At 62.9% G+C, this 20,790-nt stretch carries 16 protein-coding genes; 9 read left to right on the top strand and 7 right to left on the bottom strand.

Features of this window, described 5'->3' with window-relative positions:
* Window positions 1-18 precede the first annotated feature (18 nt).
* From BLU29_RS03250 to BLU29_RS03240, 3 genes are all read left to right on the top strand, one after another.
* Window positions 19-810, top strand: coding sequence for a PEP-CTERM sorting domain-containing protein (locus tag BLU29_RS03250; protein WP_091055141.1), 792 nt, complete (start codon window positions 19-21; stop codon window positions 808-810).
* 104 nt (window positions 811-914) lie between these two features.
* Window positions 915-1,094, top strand: a complete 180-nt coding sequence (locus BLU29_RS03245) for a CsbD family protein (RefSeq protein WP_091055140.1) — start codon at window positions 915-917, stop codon at window positions 1,092-1,094.
* Between the two features lie 77 nt (window positions 1,095-1,171).
* On the top strand, window positions 1,172-1,552 hold the full coding sequence (locus BLU29_RS03240; RefSeq protein ID WP_157693584.1) for a hypothetical protein: 381 nt from the start codon (window positions 1,172-1,174) through the stop codon (window positions 1,550-1,552).
* A 99-nt stretch (window positions 1,553-1,651) separates the two neighbouring features.
* Here BLU29_RS03240 and BLU29_RS03235 read toward each other — a convergent pair whose 3' ends face one another.
* Both BLU29_RS03235 and BLU29_RS03230 read right to left on the bottom strand, forming a co-directional pair.
* Window positions 1,652-2,131 (bottom strand): hypothetical protein, encoded by a 480-nt coding sequence (locus tag BLU29_RS03235; RefSeq protein ID WP_091055138.1) that lies wholly within the window; start codon window positions 2,129-2,131, stop codon window positions 1,652-1,654.
* Window positions 2,132-2,361: 230 nt separating this feature from the next.
* Window positions 2,362-2,898, bottom strand: coding sequence for a YdeI/OmpD-associated family protein (locus tag BLU29_RS03230; protein ID WP_091055137.1), 537 nt, complete (start codon window positions 2,896-2,898; stop codon window positions 2,362-2,364).
* Window positions 2,899-3,150: 252 nt separating this feature from the next.
* On the opposite strand from BLU29_RS03230, the gene BLU29_RS03225 reads away from it, so the two are divergent.
* From BLU29_RS03225 to BLU29_RS03215, 3 genes are all read left to right on the top strand, one after another.
* Window positions 3,151-3,879, top strand: a complete 729-nt coding sequence (locus BLU29_RS03225; protein WP_091055136.1) for a PilZ domain-containing protein — start codon at window positions 3,151-3,153, stop codon at window positions 3,877-3,879.
* Between the two features lie 271 nt (window positions 3,880-4,150).
* Window positions 4,151-5,461 (top strand): alkaline phosphatase family protein, encoded by a 1,311-nt coding sequence (locus BLU29_RS03220; protein ID WP_172830197.1) that lies wholly within the window; start codon window positions 4,151-4,153, stop codon window positions 5,459-5,461.
* Between the two features lie 428 nt (window positions 5,462-5,889).
* Entirely contained in the window at window positions 5,890-6,501 is a 612-nt protein-coding gene (locus BLU29_RS03215; protein ID WP_091055134.1) for a hypothetical protein, read from the top strand.
* A 482-nt stretch (window positions 6,502-6,983) separates the two neighbouring features.
* On the opposite strand, the gene BLU29_RS03210 is transcribed toward BLU29_RS03215, so the two are convergent.
* From BLU29_RS03210 to BLU29_RS03190, 5 genes are all read right to left on the bottom strand, one after another.
* Window positions 6,984-7,850 carry a DUF262 domain-containing protein gene (locus BLU29_RS03210; protein WP_091055133.1) on the bottom strand — a complete coding sequence of 289 codons (867 nt, stop codon included), beginning with the start codon at window positions 7,848-7,850 and terminating at the stop codon, window positions 6,984-6,986.
* Window positions 7,851-7,954: 104 nt separating this feature from the next.
* Window positions 7,955-8,152, bottom strand: coding sequence for a hypothetical protein (locus tag BLU29_RS03205; RefSeq protein WP_091055132.1), 198 nt, complete (start codon window positions 8,150-8,152; stop codon window positions 7,955-7,957).
* A 133-nt stretch (window positions 8,153-8,285) separates the two neighbouring features.
* A complete protein-coding gene (locus BLU29_RS03200) occupies window positions 8,286-11,672 on the bottom strand; it encodes a ribonucleoside-diphosphate reductase subunit alpha (protein ID WP_091055131.1) in 3,387 nt (1,128 codons plus the stop codon).
* 84 nt (window positions 11,673-11,756) lie between these two features.
* The gene (locus BLU29_RS03195; RefSeq protein ID WP_091055130.1) at window positions 11,757-12,842 is read right to left on the bottom strand and encodes a ribonucleotide-diphosphate reductase subunit beta; all 1,086 of its coding nucleotides are present in this window, start codon (window positions 12,840-12,842) and stop codon (window positions 11,757-11,759) included.
* Window positions 12,843-13,610: 768 nt separating this feature from the next.
* A complete protein-coding gene (locus tag BLU29_RS03190) occupies window positions 13,611-16,907 on the bottom strand; it encodes a TonB-dependent receptor (protein ID WP_091055129.1) in 3,297 nt (1,098 codons plus the stop codon).
* Window positions 16,908-17,170: 263 nt separating this feature from the next.
* Here BLU29_RS03190 and BLU29_RS03185 point away from each other — a divergent pair, with 263 nt between their 5' ends.
* From BLU29_RS03185 to BLU29_RS03175, 3 genes are all read left to right on the top strand, one after another.
* A complete protein-coding gene (locus BLU29_RS03185) occupies window positions 17,171-19,312 on the top strand; it encodes a tetratricopeptide repeat protein (protein WP_091055128.1) in 2,142 nt (713 codons plus the stop codon).
* Window positions 19,312-19,962, top strand: a complete 651-nt coding sequence (locus BLU29_RS03180; protein WP_091055127.1) for a hemolysin III family protein — start codon at window positions 19,312-19,314, stop codon at window positions 19,960-19,962. Before BLU29_RS03185 ends, BLU29_RS03180 begins: the two co-directional genes overlap by 1 nt.
* Window positions 19,963-20,079: 117 nt before the next feature.
* Window positions 20,080-20,760: an NADPH-dependent F420 reductase gene (locus tag BLU29_RS03175; RefSeq protein WP_255401155.1), complete on the top strand. Its 681-nt coding sequence runs from the start codon at window positions 20,080-20,082 to the stop codon at window positions 20,758-20,760.
* Window positions 20,761-20,790 lie beyond the last annotated feature (30 nt).

Genomic DNA, 20,790 nt, shown 5'->3' with positions numbered 1-20,790 from the left:
GGACAGAAGATCAAATCAATGAATGCACCTGCCACATGTCTGGGTTGGAAATTTCCCGCCGGGGCCTGGGCCGCGGTTGTCCTTGCCGCAATCAGCCCGGTCGTTCCGGCCTTCGCGCAGACCCTTACCATTTCCCCGGGCCCACCGCTCGCCGGCACGTTTTTCAACGCGCTCTCGAACAATTATGCGTCGGGCGGCACCCAAAACACCTACGTGGTGGACGCCCAGCCGTTTACGACGCCCGATGGCACCAACGTGACGCTGAACAGTTTCAGCGTCTACTACGTGCCCAACCCGGGGTTTCCCAGCACCTATGTCCAGGCAACCGTGATGGAATGGAATAAGGCCAATCCAAGTCCCACGGGCGCGGTCTTGTGGTCCTCCACCTTGGGTTCCACCTTGGTGGCAACGTCAGCCTATGCCGCACCCAATCCCTATGGTTACTGGCTGACCTATACGTTCGACACCACCGGTCTGGTGCTCGACCCGACCAAGACCTACGCGATGGTCACGTTTCAAAATTCCACGGCCGATCCGAACAATTCGGAACCGGGGCTCATTGCGGTTTCTTCAACCACGGGCGGCCCTGATTTCGGGGCAAAAACCTATTCAAGCGCCACCGATCCGGGACTGGGCGTGCTGGAGAGCAGCGCCTGGGGCAGCAGCACCAGCGACCTGGCGTATTCGACCACTTTCTCCCAGGCCGCGATCCCCGAGCCGGCGACTTACGCGCTCATCCTTGGCTTGGGGAGCGTTATGCTGGTGTGGCGTCGCCGCCGGGCGGGCCGGGCGGCTGGAAGAGAGACCTGAAAACAGAACATCCCGCGCGACGGCACGAAGGTCGCGAAGTGGGTTTAACCACGGCGGGCAAGACCCCATGGGATAGGTATGGGATTTCGCGTAAAGTCCTTCCCATGAAATCAAGCAACCAGGACAAAGCCGAGGGCACTGTCAAAAACATCACCGGCGGCATCAAGGAGGCGGTGGGCAAGGCGGTCGGCAATCCCCGCCTGGAAGCCGAGGGCAAGGCGGACAAAATCGAGGGCCAGGTCCAGAAGAAGATCGGCGAGATCAAGCAAGTGCTCGGGAGCTGACGGCTTGCCGCCGTCGAGACCTGAAAGCTGAGACCTGAAACCTGAAAGGGTTCGGGTCCACACCGCGCTGTTACCTCATGAAATCTTATCTGCTACTCGTGATGGCCACGCTGACCCTTGGCCTGGCGGGCTGCAGCTCACCGGTGCGTCCGGCTGGGGATTTCCACCTCGGGGATGCGCCGGAACCCGTCGAGGCGGCCCTGGGCCGGCCCAACCACCGGCAGCAGCGGGTCGGCACCGGCGGACCTGAGACTGTCTGGATCTACACCCACTATCACCTGTCGCCCCCGACGGCGACGGGCTGGAGCGAGGTGCTCGTCGCCGGCGTGCACGATCAGAACGACGCGGAAATCAGGAAGCCCGTCACGCGCGAGGTTTACCACAAGGAAGTGGAGCGGGACATGCTCGTGGTCTTTATCGGCGGCCGGGTCCGTTACGTCGAATATCAGACGCGATAGCCGGGTGGGAAAACACCAAGAAGCCAGCACGGGAGAACACAAAGAAGCCAAGAAACAAAGTTCACCCTTAGCTTCTTTGCTTCTTCGTGTGAGATAGAATCAGGGTTTGGCCAGCTCGGCGAGGCGGGCTTCGGTGTCGGCGAGGTTGTGCTGCAGCTTGGCCAGGACTTCCCTTTCACTGCCGAGACGGCGGGTGACGGACTCGGGCGTGCCGGTGGCGGCGGTCCTGACGGCTTGCTGCTCGTCGTGGTCGATCATCCGGGAGATCTCGGCGATTTCGCGGAGGAAGCGGGCTTTTCTCGCCTGCCAGCCGAGAAGGGTGACGGCGTGGACGGTCTTGCCGTTGGCGACGCGCACCATGTCCTCCTCGCGGGCGGCGGCGGTCGCCACGTCGCGGTTCATGGCGTCGAGCCGCAATTCCTGCGTGGCGGTGTCGAAATCCTTCAGCTGCTCCGGCGTGAAGCGTGTGTCCAGCTCGGCGCGGAACCGCGTGAACTCACCGGGGGAGGCCGCGCTGACGGTGATGTCCGGCAGGTCGGCCGGCTTGGCGCAGCCAATGAAACAAACAACGACACACACTAAGAAACTAAGAAGCAAAGTGCGCATCAGGAATACGGGAATCTTGGCTTCTTTGTGTGGAATTGTCAGCTCAGGTCTTCGGCAGCGGCACAGCTTCCTTTTCAACGCAAAGACGCAAAGACGCCAAGGAGGAATCAAGCAGCTGCGCTAAAATTGTAGGGCGGGATCACCGCATCCCGCCTTCATTCGTGGATGCGATCATGTTCGCGGCGGGATGCGGTGATCCCGCCCTACAGCGGCAGCCAGTTTTCGCCGGCGGTTTTGTGGTCCTTCCTGAGCCAGGTCAGGCCGCCGAAACAACAGACCCGTTTCTTGCCGGCGCCGAGCATGGAGCAGGCTTTCTTGATCCGGATCCGGCGCGTTTCCTCGAGTTTGCCCGAGCTGAGCCAGAGGATCCAATTTTGCCGGGCGTTGGGCGTGTTCGCATCCCACGTCGCCCGGGCTCGCGGGGCGGCGGCCAGGGCCTCGCGCAGATCCGTCGGCACGCGGGTCTCCGCTTCTTCCCCGACCCGCGTAATCTCCACCGTGACCGTGTCGCCCAACCCGGCGCCCGCCGCAGCGAGCATGATGGGGTTCACCTTGAGGCCGTGACCGCCTTTGCCCTCGAGCGCGGCCCGGAAGGGGAAGCCATTGATGGTCGCCTCAACCACCACCGGGCCTCGCGGCAGCTTCGCACTCGCGGCCTTGGGCAGGGGGAGAAGGGGCTCCTCCAACCTGGCACTGAAGCGGATCGTCGGCGGGGGGGCGGGCAGCTTGGCCGGTTTCATGGATTGCTACACTGACAAATGGATCGAGGACGGCAATACGGCTCTACTCCGGGAAGAGGGGAAAACACGAAGAAGCAAAGAAGCTAAGAATACAGGGGCCTCACGCCAAGGACGCCAAGAGCGCGAAGGAAAGACAGGCCGAAAAACACCAAGAAACGAAAAACCAAGCCGAACTTAGCTTCTTTGCTTCTTGGTGTGGAATTTACGCCTTGGTTGCGCTTTGCGGGGGAAGGCTCATAGTGCGGGCTTCCGATGAGTTCGAACGACGCCAAGGCCAAGGAATCCCAACGCAAGCAGACGCGCTATGCCGTGAGCGAAGACTGCCGTTTGCGCGCCTCCATCCGGATCCGCAGCTCCGACGAGGCTTCGGCGAACAAGGACTGGGTGGGAACGCTGGTGGATCTGTCGGCTTCGGGCGCCCACATCCAGATCAGCCTGGCGGCCGTGGCCTACAAGGGCGACAGCTGCGTGCTGAAGCTTGCGTGCGGCACGGTGAAGACGGAGATGCGCTGCACGCTCGCCCATTACCTTTGCTCCGCCCGGTATTCGGTGTGCGGGGTGAAATTTGACTATGCCGCCGCGGACGAGTTGCAGCCGTATCTCAAGGCCATCGTCGCGAGCGCGACGCTGAAAGGCGGGACGACCGACAGCGATCGCCCCGGGTTCTACAAGGAGGAATACCGCGGGCCGGGGCACACGAAGCTGGTGGTATACCGCGACAACAAGCCGGAGCGGACAATCGTGGGCTTCGATTACACGATGGGGCGCTACGCCGCGGCGCTGGCGACGGTGGAAACGGACATGATCAAGAACAAGGCGGAGGTGGGCTTCCGGGCGGCGCCGACGGAGAGAGGCGGCACAGGGGGGTCGCTCTCGTCGGCGCAGGAAGCGGAGGCGCGCTGGGAGTTCTCGCTGGCGGCGTCGAACCTGCCCGCGGCCATTCCGCCCGACATCCGCAAGTTTCTGCGGCTGGTCAGCTGAGCTAAAAACCGAGATCTGAGACCTGAAAGCTGAGACCTGAAAAAGAAAAACCGCGGATCAGACTTCGTCTGGCCTACGGCTGTCCGAATGGCTGGGAGGCAAATGCGCAAAAACTGAAAAGGCTGGGATGGGGTCAATGACAGGAAGGATTTCATCACAACCGCTGCATGCCGAACAGTGGGTGGCGGCGTTCGTGTTTGAGCAGGGTGATGCGAATGGCATTGGCGCTCTCGCGGTAAACGATGAGGTACAGACCCCGACGGGAACGGCGATGAATCACTACAACGTCCTGGCCACCATCGAGGACTTTTACGGCCTGGCCCATATCGGCGGCTCTAGCAACCGGCCCGGGGTCAGCGACGTCTTTGTTCCGCAGCCGCTCCCGCCGCCCGCGCAATCCGGCATCGAGCACATCGTCGTGGTGATGATGGAAAACCGCTCATTCGACCACTTCCTCGGCTGGCTGCCCGGGGCCAACGGCCGGCAGGCGGGACTGTCCTATTTCGATGCCAACAACGCCGAACATGACACCTACGCGCTCGGCGCGGGCGGCGCCCAGGATTATCGGGGCTGCGGCCTGGTGGATCCGAATCATTCCTACAGCGGCGGCCGGGTCGAATACGCCAACGGGGCCTGCAATGGCTGGCTGCTGCCGGGGGCCAACCCGAGCGACACCTTCTCCATCGGCTTTTATCAGCAGCCGGACCTTGGCTTCCTCGGCCAGGCGGCCCCGGCGTGGACGGTGTGCGACAACTATTATGCGGCGATCATGGCCGAGACCTATCCCAACCGCTTCATGCAACATGCCGCCCAGACCGACCGCATCGCCAACTCGATGACCACCTCGGTCCTTCCGACGATCTGGGACCGGCTGGCAGACGCCGGTTGCACGCGGAGTTATTACTATGTGGATGCCCCTTTTCTCGCGCTCTGGGGCGCCAAATATCTCGGCATCAGCAAACCCTATGCGGCTTTTCTCGCCGACTGCCGGACCGGCAGCCTGCCCAATGTCTCCTTCATCGACCCGAAGTTCCTCGATGAAGACACCGGCACCTCCGCCGACGACCATCCCCACGCCGACATCCGCGATGGCGAGCAGTTTCTCAATCAGATCTACGATGCCATCCGGACCAGCCCGAATTGGTCCTCCACGGTTCTCGTCATCAACTTCGACGAATGGGGCGGGTTTTACGACCACGTCCCCCCGCCGGTTCGCCTGCCGGTGCCCGCGATCCAGGCGGCGGCCGGCGACGGCGACGGCCGGCTCGGCTTTCGCGTTCCCTGCCTGGTCATATCGCCACTCGCCCGGCGCGGCTACGTCGCCAAGCGGCACTTCGACCATACGTCGGTGTTGAAAATGATCGAATGGCGGTTCGGGCTGCCCCCCTTGACCGAGCGTGACCTCGGCGCGAACAACCTGGCCACGGTGCTCGATTTCAATCACCCGAACGTCGCCGCCGGCGCCTACACGGTTCCAAGCGGATATGTCAGTCCGCCCTGTCTCCCCTCCGGCACGCCGGCGGAGCCGGCCTTCGATCAATTGCGCGCTGTCGCCACCCAATTGGGGTTCCCGAAATTTTAGCCCGGCCTCCGGGCCTTAGGGTTCATCACGAAGCTCACGCGAAGGATGCAAAGTGAGGACCGGATTTGGAGGGCCCGCGTCCCTGCGGGCCGTTCGGGGCATTCGGTTCGGCGGCAAGTTCGACCTCGCGGACGGAGCAGGAGGATTTTGAACACGAAGAAGCCAAGAAGCGAAGGGATGCCGGTTGCTGGGCGGGCTCAAGAAGGTCTCACCACTAATCTCCACTAATGTGACACTAATTAGTGGGGCCTTAGTGTGGATTAGTGGTGACCATTTGCTCCGTAACGAGCTTCGCCACCGGTTCAAAGTGGTGGCTGGTCTGGCGCTTTGGTCAGCGAGGCCCGGCCCGGCCTTGGTGGATTCAGGCCGGGATTCGCGCGTTGACGGCGGGAGCGTCATCTTGCTCGTTGAGGGCGGTCCTTCGATCCATGGCACCTCCGCGTCGCAAGCACATCTTCCGCATTCCGGCGCCGGCCACGATTTACGTCCGCGCGGGCTTCAACCGCGTGCTGGCCGACGAGTTCGCGGCCTTGAAGGTGAAGCGAGCGGAACTGGTGGTGGACAAGGTCGAGGCGCACAGCCAGGGCGATCTGCGGGAGAATTTCGGGTTCAAGGCCGCCAAGGACGCAATCCGGGCGGTCGACCGCAAGATGGACGAGCTCGACCGGTTCTACCGCCGCAACACATTCATTGAGGTCGACCCGGTGGGGTGGCTCACCAAGCCGACTGACACGCTGCTGTTGGGCCACGTGGCCGTGATCGAGAAGGAAGACGTGGGGACGAACCGTAAGCACCGCTTCACATTTCTTGTGGCGACATATGGCGAGACCGGCAGTGATCCGGCCACGGGCATCGAATGCCTGCCGCACAATTCGCCGCTCGCAACCGTCCTGCTCGGGCTGACGGTGGACAAGCCGACCCGGGTGACGCTGCCCGCGGGCGCGGCGGTCCTCACCGTGCGCTCCATCCGCAACCCGACGCAGCCGGAACTCGATCACCTCCTTGCACCCCTCAAGCCCCCGGAGTTCGCGGAAGAATAGGGCGGCGATCGTGGTTAGCTGCTGCTGACTACAAGATACTCGCACTGACCCTTTTTGACGGCCCGGAAGGATCGAAATTGGCTGAATCGATTTTGCCGCCTTATCTCAGGTATTTTTGGGATATTCGGTTTCGGGGTGGAAAGAGACATGATCGGGCATGGTCTTCACCGGCTTTCCTTCTAAGGTCTGCTTGAAATGAAAGAGCAGAAAGAGCGGACGCAGTTGTTGCATTCCTCAACCTCTCCGGGAGGTCATCGAATTTTAAAATAGGAGTTCTGACCCGTTGAAGTAGCTCCGCCGAACGGGCACGAATAAAGTCTTCCAATACCGCGAACCCGGCCACTGCAGTTCCGTTGCGCAGAAATTTGGCGCGCTCGTTGTGTTGAGTCTCCGCCGGTGCTTTCGCTACTAAAGTCTCCAGCTGGATGACGTCTTTATAGACAGCCATACGGCCAACGAGAGAACTGCGAGCAACTGACATCTTATGTGAAAGACAGAAGCATGCTCCGCATGGTATCTACTCGATGCAGAATTCTGGACGGAGTATTTGTGCCCTGTCTTACTGCGGTTTCGAAGCTTGGGTCTTGGAAGAGGCTCTTCGTTTTCTCAATGATGGCTTTTTTGTGTTTCTTAAGCGCTGGAAGCTTCGCTTGGCCGAGTTCGCTTATGGCTAGCATCTGTGCGTCATACATCCCGGCTAGCATCTGATCCCGCCAACTGCCATTATATGGCCTTAAGAAAGCGACATCACCCCAGATTTCCTCGCAGGCCCTTATTGCGAATTTAAAAGCATGTCGGAATCTTGTGATCTCTGACGACGATATCTTTCTGTTTTCCCGCATGAAGTGATCCATGGAAGTTCTCAAGCTTCCAGAGAATCCATGCCAGTTTTCTCTGAGGGTCAGAAATCGCAGCACGTATTCAACATCTAGCATCTGCCGATATGCTGACGCAGACTTACCTTTAATTTTGAGCTGGGATTTCAGGAAGTCTTCCGTGGAAAGTTCAATGAGGAGGTCGTTGAATGGCCCTCTAAAAACAACATTGCGGATTTCTTGCGCGTTTAGCGGCTCACCGCCGCAGTTAAGACGTCGAAAAACTTCATATTTCAGATCTGCGTCAGTTTGTTTTAGCAACGTAACGACTCGCAAATATGGTCTTACCGTTAAGGCATTTTTCAGCGGCGGCGGCAAATCCTCGAACTTGGCGCGTTCCAGGTGGGCGAACGACTCGAGGTTATGCAACCGCAGTTTGTTACGCATGAACGCATGGATAGCCGTCAGTCTCTGTTTCCCATCAATTACCGAGTAAGTTCCGAAATCATCTTCGGATAAATAAATGGGCGGAATTGGAACGTTTAGTCATGTGTATAGGTAAAACAAAAGGCGGCCGTTTAGGGCCGCCTTGCATGAATCGGTGTGTATCAGATCCTGATATAGACTATTGGCAAGCTTCACAGATCTCGCCGTTCTTCATCGCTTCGATGCTGCAGGCGGTCTTCTCGGCGGCGGTGTAGACCTTGGGAGAGCTGGGAGCTGGGAGTGCCGAACGGAGCGGTGCTGAGCGCTGCGGCGGTCGCGACGTCCTTGGCGTCGCGGGTGGCGGTCTCGGCCTTGGTCTCGCCGGCGGCGCCGCGGACTTCCTTCTTCACGCTGACCGTCGCTTTCTCGATGTTGGAGGCACCGAGCGTTCAGCCTTCGCCGAGGCTACGGCCGACAAGGCGGAGGTAAAAACAAAGGCAGCCGGTTAAGGCTGCCTCGGGGGTTTGAATCTATGGGTGGACGTTATTGGCAGGCCTCGCAAATCTCGCCGTTCTTCATGGCTTCGATGCTGCAGGCGGTCTTCTCGGCGGGGGTGTAGATCTTCTTCGCAGAAGCAGAAACCTGAGAGCTGAGACCTGAAACCTGAGGTTCGGTCGATGCGGAGATCGACCCTCCACCGAACGGGGCGGTGCTGAGGGCGGCGGCGGTGGCGACGTCCTTGGCGTCGCGGGTCGCGGTCTCGGCCTTGGTTTCGCCGGCGGCGCCGCGGACTTCCTTCTTCACGCTGACCGTCGCCTTCTCGATGTTCGAGGCACCCAAGGTCCGCAAATAATACGTGGTCTTGAGGCCGGCGTGCCAGGCGTGGCGATACATGTGGCTGAGCACCTTCAGGTCCGGGCTCTTGAGCCACAGGTTCACCGACTGGGACTGGTCGATCCACTTCTGGCGGCGGGCGGCGGCGTCGATCACCCACTTGAAGTCGACGTCGAAGGCCGTGAGGTAACGGGCCTTCAGGTCGGCGGGGATGGCCTCGATGTCCTTCAGCTCGCCGTCGAAATACTTCAGGGCGTCGATCATCTCCTGGTTCCAGAGGTTGCGGGCCTTGAGGTCCTTCACGAGGAAGGGGTTCAGGACGACGAACTCGCCGGAGAGGTTGGATTTGACGTAGAGGTTCTTGTAGGTGGGCTCGATGCAGGGCGACGTGTTCGTGATGTTGGAGATCGTCGCGGTGGGGGCGATGGCGAGGACGTTGGAGTTCCGCATGCCGTGCTTGGCGATCTTCTGGCGGAGGGGTGTCCAGTCCATCTTGCCGCCGGCCGGGACCTGGATGGGCAGACCGCGCTCCTGGGCGAGGAGCTCGACGGTGTCGGGCGGGAGCAGGCCGCGGTCCCACTTCGAGCCCTTGTAGCTGGAGTAGGTGCCGCGCTCGGCCGCGAGGTCGGAGGAGGACTCGTAGGCGTAGTAGGCGATGGCCTCCATGAACTCGTCGTTGAACTCGACGGCCTCCGACGAGGCGAAGGGAATGCCCTTCATGTAGAGCGAATTGGCCAGGCCCATGACGCCGAGGCCGATGGGACGGTGGCGGAGGTTGGAGGTCTTGGCGGCGACGGTCGGGTAGAAGTTGATGTCGATGACGTTGTCCAGCGCGCGGACGGCGACGTGGATGGTGTCGCGCAGCTTCTCGTGGTCGAGGGAGCCGTCGGGCTTGAGGTGCGAGTCGAGGATGACGGAGCCGAGGTTGCAGACGGCGGTCTCCTCGTTCGAGGTGTTGAGCGTGATCTCCGTGCAGAGGTTGCTGGAGTGGATGACGCCGGCGTGGTCCTGCGGGGAGCGGACGTTGCAGGGATCCTTGAAGGTGATCCACGGGTGGCCGGTCTCGAAGAGCATCGAGAGCATCTTCTTCCAGAGCTCGAGGGCCTCGATCTTGTGGGCCTGGATTTTGCCTTCCTCGCCCATCTTCTCGTATTTGAGGTAGGCCTCCTCGAACTTCCGGCCGTAGAGGTGGTGCAGGTCGGGGGTCTCGTTGGCGCGGAAGAGGGTCCAGGTGCCGCGGGCCTCCATGCGCTTCATGAAGAGGTCGGGGATCCAGTTCGCCGTGTTCATGTCGTGGGTGCGACGGCGGTCGTCACCCGTATTGCGGCGGAGCTCGAGGAACTCGAAGATGTCGTTGTGCCAGGATTCGAGGTAGGCGCAGCCGGAGCCCTTGCGCTTGCCGCCCTGGTTGACGGCGACGAGCTGGTCGTTGTGGAGCTTGAGGAAGGGGATGACGCCCTGCGACTCGCCGTTGGTGCCGGCGATGTGGGCGCCGGTGCCGCGGACGGAGGTCCAGGAGCCGCCGAGGCCGCCGGCCCACTTGGAGAGCTGGGCGTTCTCGGCGATGCCGCGATACATGATGCCCTCGAGGGAGTCGTCCACGTAGTAGAGGTAGCAGGACGACAGCTGGGAGTGGAGGGTGCCGGAGTTGAAAAGGGTCGGCGTGGACGAGCAGAAGCGGCGGGACTTGTAGAGCTCGTAGAGGCGGATGGCCCAGTCCTCGCGGCCCTTCTTCTTCTCGTCGAGGAAGAGGCCCATGGCGACGCGCATCCAGAAGAACTGGGGGGTCTCGAGGCGCTTGGAGCGCTTGCCGGTCTTGTCGATGATGAGGTAGCGGTCGTAAACGGTCTGGACGCCGAGGAAGTCGAACTCGAGGTCGGCGGAGGGGTCGAGGGCGGCGGCGATCTTGGCGAGGTCGTATTCCTTGAGGCGCGGGGTGAGGCGCTTGATGGCGATGCCGTGGTCGATGTATTTGGCGAAGGCCTGCTGGTGGAACTTCTTGAGGGCGGCGATGCCGTCGCGGACGATGTCCCAGCCGAGGACCTCCTCGTAGATGTAGGAGAGCTGGATGCGGCCGGCGAACTTGGCGAAGTCGGCGTCCTTCTCGATCAGGGTCTTGGCGTTGAGGATGATCGTGTTGTTGAGGTCGCCGAGGGCGATGTTGTCGAAGAGGGCGCGGCGGAGCTCGGCCTCGATCTGGTCGGGGGTGAGGCAGAGCTCGAGGCCGATGGAGGCGAACTCGATGCGCTTCTTGAGGTCGAGGCCGTTCCAGAGCTCGGTGGTGCCGTCGGCGCGGGCGACGACGACCATGGAGGGCTGCGAGGGGGCGGCGGTGGGCTCGGGCGCGAGCTCGGGGGCGGCTTCGCGGGCGGCCTGGCGGTGGGCGCGGTAAAGGATGTAGTCCTCGGCGACCTTGTAGTGGCCGGCCTTCATGAGCTCCTCCTGGACCATGTCCTGGACCTCCTCGATGTGGAGGAAGGCCTGCTTCACGGCGGCGGCGCGCTCGGTGACGGCGCGGGTGATGGCCGAGGCGGGGGCGGGGTCCTTCTGGAGGGAGAGGAAGGCCTTGCGGATGGCGATCTCGATCTTGGCGCTGTTCCAGGGCACGACCTGGTGGTTGCGGCGGATGAGGCGGACGGTGACGCCGTGGGTCTCGCGGGCGAGGTTGAGCTTGGAGGCGCGCTTGAGCAGGAGGCTCTTGGCGACGTCGTGGGCGTTGTTGTCGACGAGGGTTTTTTCGATGAGCACGTAAAGATCATGCAACGAAACGCGGAGGGGGCCGCGCTCGAGGGCTTTCTTGGTGAGGTTCTGGGCGACTTCGCGGGTGACGTCGGCGACGAAGCGCTGGTTCTTCTCGTTGAAGATGTCCTTCTCGCCCTTGGCGAGGAGGAGGTTGGAGAGGGAACGGCCGACGGTGTCAGCGACCTCACTCAGGTCGAAACGCTCCTCGCCGTGGGGGCAGAGGACCTGAATCTCGGGGACCGGGAGGTCCTCGCCGCCGAGGATGTCGCGCCAGTTGTAGTTGGGTTTCTGGTCGGGGGGCGTGACGCTAAGTTTCTTGAGGGCAAGGTCCTGGGCAATGGAAGGAGGGTTCATGGGCGGGGAGAGGCTTGAGGCGAGAGGCGTGGGGCTGGAGGCTGAGAAGAGGCGGGATACGGTGATCCCGCCCTACAAAACAACTCAGAGTTCGTCGTCGCTCGCGACGGCGAGCGCGGAGGATTTCTGATACTCGGTGACGCGACCCTCGAAGAAGTTTTGTTCCTTCTTGATGTCCATCATTTCCGCGAGCCACGGCAGGGGATTCTTGATGCCGGGGTTCAGCGGGGTCAGGCCGCAGCCTTCGAGGCGGCGGTCGGCGATGTAGTCGATGTAGGTCAGAAATTCCTCGATGGACAGGCCGACGGCGTTGACCGGCAGGCAGTCGCGGATGAAGTCCTTCTCGAGCTGGATGCCCTCGGCCATCGTCTGCCGGAGCTCTTCCTTGAACTCGGCGGTCCAGATCTGGCGGTTCTCCTCGATGAGGTCCATGAACAGGTTCCGGAAGAGCTCGATGTGGTTCGACTCGTCGCGGAGGGTGTAGCGGAACATCTGGCCGATGCCGGGGAACTTGTTCTGCCGGTAAAGCGACAGGATCATGCCGAAGAGGCCGTAGAACTGGGTGCCCTCCATGCACTGGCCGAAGACAAAGATGTTCTTCGCCAGGAGCTGCATGTTCTCGACCTTCGTCATGTCGAGGTCGCGGCGGAGGTCCTGGGAAACCTTGTTCACGAACTCGTTCTTCCGGGTGATGGACTTCACGTCCTCGAACATCGCCTCGCACTCGTGCGGGTTGATGCCGAGGGAGGAAATCATGTAGAGGAGGGAGTCGGCGTGGATGTTCTCCTCGTGGGCGTGGCGGCCGAGGACGAGCTTGAGCTCGGGGGCGGTGACGATCTCGCGGACGACGTGCTGGATGTTGTCGCCGACGATGCCCTCGGCGGCCGAGAAGTAGCCGATGCCCATGCGGATGATCCAGCGCTCGATGTCGGACACGGCCTTGGTGTCGCGCCACTGCTCGATGTCCTTGCCCATCGGGACGTCCTCCGGCTCCCAGTGATTGGCCTTCATCGTCTTGTAGAGATCGTAGGCCCACTGGAATTTCAGGGGGAGGATGTTGAAGTAGGGAACCTGGCGGCCGTTGATGACCTTCTTGGCGGCGAATGCGGCCTCCGCCTTGTCCTGATCGAGCACGAAGGTTTTGGTGCCGACGGAAAATGATTTTTGCATGGCGAAACGGCTGACGAAATTTAAGAAAAGCGGTGTGTGTCCCGTGGTCTAGAGACGGCTGAAAGCCTCTGGCGACACCAAGTTGCCATTACTTTCTAACACGTTGTCGACCACCACAGGATGTGGATGCCCGGAACCTTGACCACAACTAATGGGAACGGCCCCAAACCCCGTCAAACAGATTAAGGACGGTTTTTGCAAATTTTCCGTCACTTTTTGAGTGGACAACATTGTGACAGCTTCGCGGCGGTGATTCGCGGGGGCAAAAAAAGCCCGGAAAGGCGATTTCCCCTCTGAAAAACGCGAAACGCCTGCGGGGCGCACACGGGACAAATATTTTCTTGACGCGAAAAATTCCCAGTCGAGCGCGGTTTTCAGAGGGGAAATATTTTTCGAGAATAAAAACGAAAACGTGCGCGCAGGCGGCGGGGATTGAGTTCGAACCATCCGAAGGTGGAGGGCCCGCGTCCCTGCGGGCCGGTTCGAATCCCCTCACCCGGGCGCGGCCCGCAGGGACGCGGGCCCTCCAGCAAACCGCGTTGAGACGCGCTCCATCCGGGGGCGGTTTCCCTCAGTGGTGCTGTCACGCGAGTCAGGATCATGGAGGCGGGGTGTCCTCACCCCGCGGATTCAAAATGTAGGGTCGTTGCTCGCGACGACCTTAGCTTGGCGTGGGCGAGGTCGTCGCAAGCGACGACCCTACAGGGCAAGAAAAAGGCGCCCGGTTTGCACCGGGCGCCTTGGGGTCAAGAGGAGGCCAGAACCGGCTTAGAAGAGCAGCTTCGCGACGAGCTGAATGCGCCAGCGCGACTGCAGGTTGTCGATCAGGTTCGGGGTCGGGATGAAAACACCGTTCGGATTGGTGGCAGTGACCGTCCCGCTGAAGAGCGGCTTGATCTGGCCGAGCGCGTTGTAGGACGTGCCGCTGGTGAGGGTGAGGGTGCGGAACGCATCGTTCGACTGATTCGGCGCGACCTCGGTGTAGCCGAAGGTGCTGCGGCTGAGGAAGGCGCCGAAGTTGACGAAGTCCAAACCGAGCTGGAGCTTGGCCGGCCCGCGGATGGGGATGTCCTGCCTGAAGTTCAGGTCGAGGCGGTTGACCCACGGTTCGTAGAACGCGTTCTTCGGCACAAATTTCTGGCCGGCATATTTGGCGAGGCCGCTGCTGTTGATGAGCGCGAAGAAGGCGTCCTGCTGGGCCTGCGTCATGCCCGAGAAGTCGAACTTCGGATCGGTCGGACCGGTCGGGATGACCACGGCGTCGTTGAAGCTCTGGCCGTCGCCGTTGAGGTCGCCGCCGAAGACCCAGCTTTCGGGGTTGCCCGAGCGGCCTTCGTAGTAGAGCGAAACGGTGGTCTTGAGCTTCTTGATGAACTCGAACTGCCGGCTGAGGTTGAACTGGATGCGGTCCTTGATCTCGTAGTCGGCGGTGCTGAGCTCGACCGTGTTCTGGTTGAACACGATGTTGCGGAGGAACTGGCCGCCCGCCGTGGTCTGGCTGTTGGACTGCGCTTCGGTGGAGTGGCCGCGGGTGTAGGCGAGCCGGAAGGACCAGTTGTCCTTCATCGGGCGGCTCCACTCCATGGTGACGTAGTTGGACTGGCCGACCTTGGTGTTACTCACCCGATACATGTTGGTGTAGGCGGGATACAGCGCATTGGCCTGGACGCTGGGGGCACCGGAGAACCGGGCGCGGCCGTCGAGAGCGAGGGCGCCGACGAGGGGCTTGAGGTTCTCGTTGGTCGTGATGAGACCCTCGGCGACCTTCGTGTAGTCATACTCGACCGTCACGGTCGAGTTGAGGAACGGCAGCTTGTGGTCGATGTTCAGGTTACCGCGCCAGACGGCCGGCATTTTCACATTGTTGTCGTTGAAATCAACCTCGCGGCGGAGCGTCGGGTTGTCCGTGCCGGTGCCGATCGGGCTCGCGCCGTTGAATTCGCTGGTGAAGTATTGGGTCAGGCTGCCGGTGAGGGGGTTGACCGTGTCGGTCGAGGAGCGGCTGAAGGTGCCCACGCCGGTATTACCGAAGGAGTTCGAGAAGAACACCCAGGGCGAACGCCCCATGAAGTAGCCGAAGCCGCCGTGGAGCTGCGTGATGCGCTTGTCGTCGAGCGAGTAGTTGAAGCCGAAGCGCGGCGCGAGGGCCGAGACACCGCCCGGAGTGCCGTCGTTGCGGAAGCCGGTGGTGGTGAGGAAGGCCTGGTTCAAGGCCGGGTGGATGCTGGTCTCGGTCTGGTCGAGGCGGAGGCCGAACGTCGCATTCAGGCGATTGCTGTAATTCCACTTGGCCTGGGCATAGATGGAGTTGATGGCGAAGTCGGAGATGTCGGCGACGGGACGGACGGCGGGATCATAGTAATTGCGCGAGATCACGCCGTTCGTGTCGGCCATGAAATCGGCCAGGCTGCGGAAGGCGACGAGACCGTAGGAACCGGAGCGGAACAGGTTGACGAAGTCGGACCACTCGCGCTCGACACCGCCGGTCAAGACGAAGTTGTTCCAGAAGTAGTCGGCCTTGGCGGAAGCCTGGCGGTTGACCACGTTGATGATATTGCCGTGGCGAAACTGCTCCGTGCCGGCGACTTCGGCGCCGGTGCCCGGGGCATTGGTTTGAAGGTTGGTGCCCGAAATGCCGTTGATCACGATCAGCGGGGCCGTCGCAACCGTCGGGGTCAGCTGGTCGTCGGTGTTGCGGGTGAAACGGAGCTCGGTCTTGAAGTCCGGCGTCCAGTCGCTGTTGAACTGGGCGGAGTAGGACTTGCCCACGCGGGTCTGGTTGTAGAAGTTGCTGGTGAGGGCGGCGCCGATCGAGGGACTGGAGACGCCGTTGATGGTGACGCCGCTGCCGAGGTTGCCAAACTGGGGCACCAAGCCGTCCGTCTTGGAGTAACGCACGGTCAGGCGGTGCTTGTCGGAAATCTTCCAGTCCACCTTGGCCAGCATTTTCTTCTCGGTCTGTTCGTTGCTGGTGGCGGAAGTGACCTTGTCGCCCCAGTTGACGGTGCTGGAGTATTGCTTCAGGCGGGCGAGAATCTGGTCCTCGATCCCGGCATCCGGGGAGAAGGTGAGCGTGCGGCCGTTGCTGATGCTGTCGTATTTCTCATAGTTCAGGAAGAAGAAGATGTGGTCCTTCCAGATCGGACCGCCGAAGGTGGCGCCGTAGGTGGTGCGCTTAAGCTTCGGGAGGATCTTGACGCCGGTGGCGGCTTCTTCCTTGGGGTTGTCGCCCTGGAGCTGGACGCCGTAGGCCCGGTCGCCCTTGAAATAGTAGTAGGCGGAGCCATGGAATTCGTTCGAGCCGCTCTTGGTGACGGCGTTGATGGCCGCGCCCGTGAAGAAGGAGAAGTTGGCGGAATAGGGGGAAACCGCGACCGACATCTGATCGAGCGTGTCGGGGGAAATCGGGTTGAAGAAGGCGGCGAGGCCGGTGCCGTTCAGGCCGAACACGTCGTTGATCCGGGCGCCGTCGATCATGAAGGAGTTGAAGCGGTTGTTCTGGCCGAGGGCGACGATGTGGGCCTCTTCGCGGTCGTTGGCGCTCGAGAGGGCCTGCAGGGTGACCTGCGGGGTGGCGCTCACGAGGTCGGCAAAGGAGCGCTCGGTGGTGGGCTTGGCGTCGAGTTGGACCCGATCGAGAATGGTGCCGGAGCCTTGCGCGAAGGCGTCCAGGTCGCCGCGGCGGCCGCCGACGACGAGTTTCTCAAGCTGCACCGTCTCGGACTTGGCGCTGAGGGCAATCTCGACCTCGTTGCCGAGCTCGGTGAAAACGTTGGTGTTCACGGCATCACCGGCGTCCGTCTTGGCGCTAACCGTGTAGGGACCGCCCACGGGCAGGCCGATGAAGGTGAAGCGGCCAGCCGGGCTGGTCACCGCGGTGAATGTGGCGTTGGTGGGCGTATGGACCGCGGTAACGGTCACGCCGGGCAAGGCCTGCCCATCGGCGGCGCGCAACGTGCCGGACATGCCGGAGGTCGTAATCTGCGCGAACGCAGTGGGCGAAAGTGTCAGGGCGAGGGCCGTGACAACTGCGAGAACTAACGATTTAAGGAACGATTTGTGCATGGTGTAAATGCAGTTGGTGTTAGGTTTCAGGTTGGTGGCCTGAACGAGGACTGGCGCAGCGAACGCTTGTCATAAGGTTGAGTCAAGCCTGCAACCCCCGCTCTCTGCTCGCAAAACCGGGAAGTTTCATGCCCGTAACTTTTGACCGATGACCGTCACAGAAAAGCATAAGCATTGCCAATCGGTCGGTTTGATTTTGGCCGGGCAGGGACCGGCGGAAAATACAGTTTCCATCCTGGAAATTAACTCTTCCTATCGCGCCTGTGAACGTCCCGCCGCCGTCCTCCGCCTCCGCCCGCCGGGCGATCTGGCTGGCCGCGAGCGGCCTGGTGCTGGCGGCGCTGGCCGCCTACCACAACAGCTTCGCGGGCCCGTTTGTCTTCGATGACGTGCCCGCCATCGTGGACAATCCATCGATCCGCCCGGGATGGTCGCTCGGCGGGGTGCTGGCGCCCGGGCTCGATGGGGGCCTGACGGTCAGCGGCCGGCCGCTGGTCAACCTCAGCCTGGCGCTCAACCAGTCGCTGGGCGGCGAAGCCGTGCGCGGCTACCACCTGGTCAATCTGCTCATCCATGTGCTGGCGGGACTGGCGCTGTTTGGCATCGTGCGGCGGACGCTGGCGGGATTGCCGGGTAGGAGCCTGCTTGCAGGCGACTCAGGACGTAATGCGATACCGGGCGCCCCGGAATCGCCTGCAAGCAGGCTCCTACAAAGGGACGCGACCTGGCTCGCGCTGGCGGTCGCGCTGCTCTGGACGTTGCATCCGCTGCAGACGGAGTCGGTCACCTACGTGGTGCAACGGGCGGAATCATTGATGGCCCTGTGCTATCTGCTGACGCTTTACGCCTTCATCAGGATGGCAGAGAAACCTGAGACCGGACGGAGCGTCCGACGCGGAGATGGCGAAGCAAACCTGAAACCTGAAAGCAGACTTTGGACCGGTATCTCAATCGTCGCCTGTCTTGCGGGCATGGCGAGCAAGGAGGTCATGGCGTCGGCGCCGCTGATGGTGTTGCTCTATGATCGCACGTTCGTGGCCGGGAGCTTTCGCGAGGCGTGGCGCCGCCGGTGGCGCTATTATAGTGGACTGGCGGCCACGTGGCTGTTGCTGGCCTGGCTGGTGGCCGGCACGACGGGTCGCGGCGGCACCGCGGGCTTTGGCGCGGAGGTCGGCCCGTGGCGCTACCTGCTGACCCAATGCCAGGCGATCATCCACTACCTGTGGCTGGTGGTGTGGCCGGATCCGCTGGTCTTCGACTATGGCACGGCGACGGTCGGCGGGCTGGGGGAGGTCTGGCTGCAGGCCCTGTTGCTCGTGGCGCTGGCGGCCGGCACCGGAGTGGCGCTGGTGCGCCGTCCGGTGTGGGGCTTTGCCGGCGCGTGGTTTTTCCTGATTCTGGCGCCGAGCTCGAGCGTGGTGCCGGTGGCCACCCAAACCGTGGCGGAGCACCGGATGTATCTTCCGCTGGTGGCGATCCTGGGGCCGGCGGTGCTGGGACTTTATGCCTGGCTGGGGCGGCGCGGCCTGGTGGTCTGCGGTGCGCTGGCGGTGGGGTGGGGCGGGCTCACGGTCCGGCGCAACGCCGACTACGGCAGCGAGCCGGGGTTGTGGGCCGACACCGTGGCCAAGCGGCCGGCGAACGGCCGCGCCCACAATAATCTGGGCAAGGCGTTTTTTGCCGCCAACCGCTTCGCCGAGGCGCAGGCGCAATATGAGGAAGCCGTCCGGCTCCAGCCGGGCGTGCCGGAACCGCATTACAACCTCGGGCTGGCCTTGGCGCGGCTGGGCCGCCCGGCCGAGGCCAGCAACCAGTATGAGGAGGCCCTGCGGCTGCAGCCCAACTATGCCGAGGCGCACAACAACCTGGGCAATGCCTTGCTCGCCGGCGGGCGCCTCGAGGAGGCCGCGGTCCATTATGCGGAAGCCGTGCGGCTCAAGCCCGGTTTCGCCGAGGCGCACAGCAACCTGGCCAATGTCCGGTTGGAGCAAGGGCGCGGGGCCGAGGCCCTCCGGGAGGGCGAGGAGGCGGTGCGGCTGGACCCGAATTATGCCGAGGCCCGCTACAATCTGGGCAATGCCCTGGCCCAAGCCCGCCGGCTGCCCGCGGCCCTGGGGCAATACGAGGAGGCCCTGCGGCTGAAACCCGACTATGCGGATGTGGCCAACAACCTGGGCAACGTCCGCGCGGAACTCGGCCGCCTGCCCGAGGCCATCGCGGCCTACGAGCGGGCCCTGGAGCTCGATCCCGGTTATCCCGACGCGCGGCACAATCTCGCCCGGGTGCTGATCCACCTGGGCCGGCTGCCCGAGGCGATCGATCGCTACCGTCAACTCGCCGGGGCCCGGCCCGACGACAGCGCGATCCGGTCCGAGCTCGAGGAATTGCAAAAGCTGGCGCACTGATGGTCATGTCCGCCGCCTACACCGCCCGCGAGGAATTCGCCAACAGCCTGACGCATGCGCTGGGCGCCGTGTTGAGCGTGGCGGGCCTGGTGCTGCTGTTGGTTTTCGCCGGGCGGAACGGCGATGCCTGGCATGTCGTGAGCACGGCCATCTTCGGCACCACGCTGGTGCTGCTCTACACGGCCTCGACGCTCTATCACAGCCTCCGGGGCGAGCGGCTCAAGCAGCGGCTCCAGAAATTCGACCACGCCGCCATCTTCCTGCTCATCGCGGGCACCTACACGCCGTTCGTGCTCGTCACGCTGCGCGGTCCGTGGGGCTGGAGCCTCTTCGGGGTGGTGTGGGGCCTGGCGGTGGCGGGCGTGACGATCAAGTTCTGGCTGGCCGGGCGCTTCCGGCTGGTTTCGACGCTCATCTATCTGGCGATGGGCTGGCTGGTGCTGGTGGCGCTCAAGCCGCTGCTCGCGGCGCTGCCGGCGGGCGGGATGCGACTGCTGCTCGCCGGCGGCCTGTGCTACACGGGCGGTGCGGCCTTCTATCTGTGGAAGCGCCTGCCGTATCACCATGCCATCTGGCACCTGTGCGTGCTCGGCGGCAGTGCGTGCCACTGGGCGGCGGTATTCTGCTACGTGATCCCGGCGGCCGCCTAGGCAGGCGGCAGGCCGGACGGTCTTGCGCCGCGAGGAAAAGCAGTGCGCCGGCGAGCACGGCCAGCCATCCCATTTTTACCAAGGTTTTTGCGCCGGCACACACGGAGTTGTTGCCCAATGCCCGCGAAACGTCAATCTGGCCGCCGTATGAAAATCGCGATTATCGGAGCGGGCAAGCTCGGTGGCTCACTCGGCAAAGCGTGGGCCAAGGCGGGGCATTACATCATCTTCGGCGTGCGCAACCCGGGCCAGGGCAAGACCCAGCCCCCGCTCGCGGAGATCGGGGTCGCCGCCACCGCCGTGACCCTGCCCGATGCGGCGCGCAGCGCGGACATCATCGTGCTCGCCACGCCGTGGCCGGCCGTGTCCGACGCGATCGCGGCGATGGGCGACCTCCGCGGCAAGGTGCTGATCGACTGCACGAATCCCCTGTCGCTGGCCGGCGACGGCAGCCTCAGTCTCTCGCTCGGCTCGACGACCTCCGGCGCGGAGGAGGTCGAGAAACTCGCGACCGGCGCGCAGGTCGTGAAGGCGTTCAACACCTACGGCTGGGAGAATTTCGCCAACCCGGCCTACCCGAACGCCGCCGGACTGAAGCCCGTGATGTTCTACTGCGGCGACCACGACGGCGCGAAGGCGACGACGCACAAGCTCGCCACCGACCTCGGCTTCGACCCCGTGGACACCGGCGGGCTGGGCATGGCGCGCAGCCTCGAGCCGCTGGCGCTGCTCTGGATCCGCCTCAGCATCCGCGAGGGCCGCAACCCGAACTTCACCTGGGCGCGGCTGACGCGCTGAACGTCCGGCAGGGCGCGGACTCCGTCCGCG

Origin of the sequence: Opitutus sp. GAS368, assembly GCF_900104925.1 — a bacterium.
In the GTDB taxonomy this organism is placed as follows: Bacteria; Verrucomicrobiota; Verrucomicrobiia; order Opitutales; family Opitutaceae; genus Lacunisphaera.
The sequence above is the reverse complement of the archived record's forward strand: the minus strand, read 5'-3'. Positions and strand labels throughout refer to the sequence as shown.

Excerpts from the sequence above, each read along its gene's own strand:
- BLU29_RS03250 (WP_091055141.1), top strand. The coding sequence starts at position 19 with ATGAATGCACCTGCCACATGTCTGGGTTGGAAATTTCCCGCCGGGGCC.
- BLU29_RS03245 (WP_091055140.1), top strand. The coding sequence starts at position 915 with ATGAAATCAAGCAACCAGGACAAAGCCGAGGGCACTGTCAAAAACATC.
- BLU29_RS03240 (WP_157693584.1), top strand. The coding sequence starts at position 1,172 with ATGAAATCTTATCTGCTACTCGTGATGGCCACGCTGACCCTTGGCCTG.
- BLU29_RS03230 (WP_091055137.1), bottom strand. The coding sequence starts at position 2,898 with ATGAAACCGGCCAAGCTGCCCGCCCCCCCGCCGACGATCCGCTTCAGT.
- BLU29_RS03225 (WP_091055136.1), top strand. The coding sequence starts at position 3,151 with ATGAGTTCGAACGACGCCAAGGCCAAGGAATCCCAACGCAAGCAGACG.
- BLU29_RS03220 (WP_172830197.1), top strand. The coding sequence starts at position 4,151 with ATGAATCACTACAACGTCCTGGCCACCATCGAGGACTTTTACGGCCTG.
- BLU29_RS03215 (WP_091055134.1), top strand. The coding sequence starts at position 5,890 with ATGGCACCTCCGCGTCGCAAGCACATCTTCCGCATTCCGGCGCCGGCC.
- BLU29_RS03200 (WP_091055131.1), bottom strand. The coding sequence starts at position 11,672 with ATGAACCCTCCTTCCATTGCCCAGGACCTTGCCCTCAAGAAACTTAGC.
- BLU29_RS03195 (WP_091055130.1), bottom strand. The coding sequence starts at position 12,842 with ATGCAAAAATCATTTTCCGTCGGCACCAAAACCTTCGTGCTCGATCAG.
- BLU29_RS03190 (WP_091055129.1), bottom strand. The coding sequence starts at position 16,907 with ATGCACAAATCGTTCCTTAAATCGTTAGTTCTCGCAGTTGTCACGGCC.
- BLU29_RS03180 (WP_091055127.1), top strand. The coding sequence starts at position 19,312 with ATGGTCATGTCCGCCGCCTACACCGCCCGCGAGGAATTCGCCAACAGC.
- BLU29_RS03175 (WP_255401155.1), top strand. The coding sequence starts at position 20,080 with ATGCCCGCGAAACGTCAATCTGGCCGCCGTATGAAAATCGCGATTATC.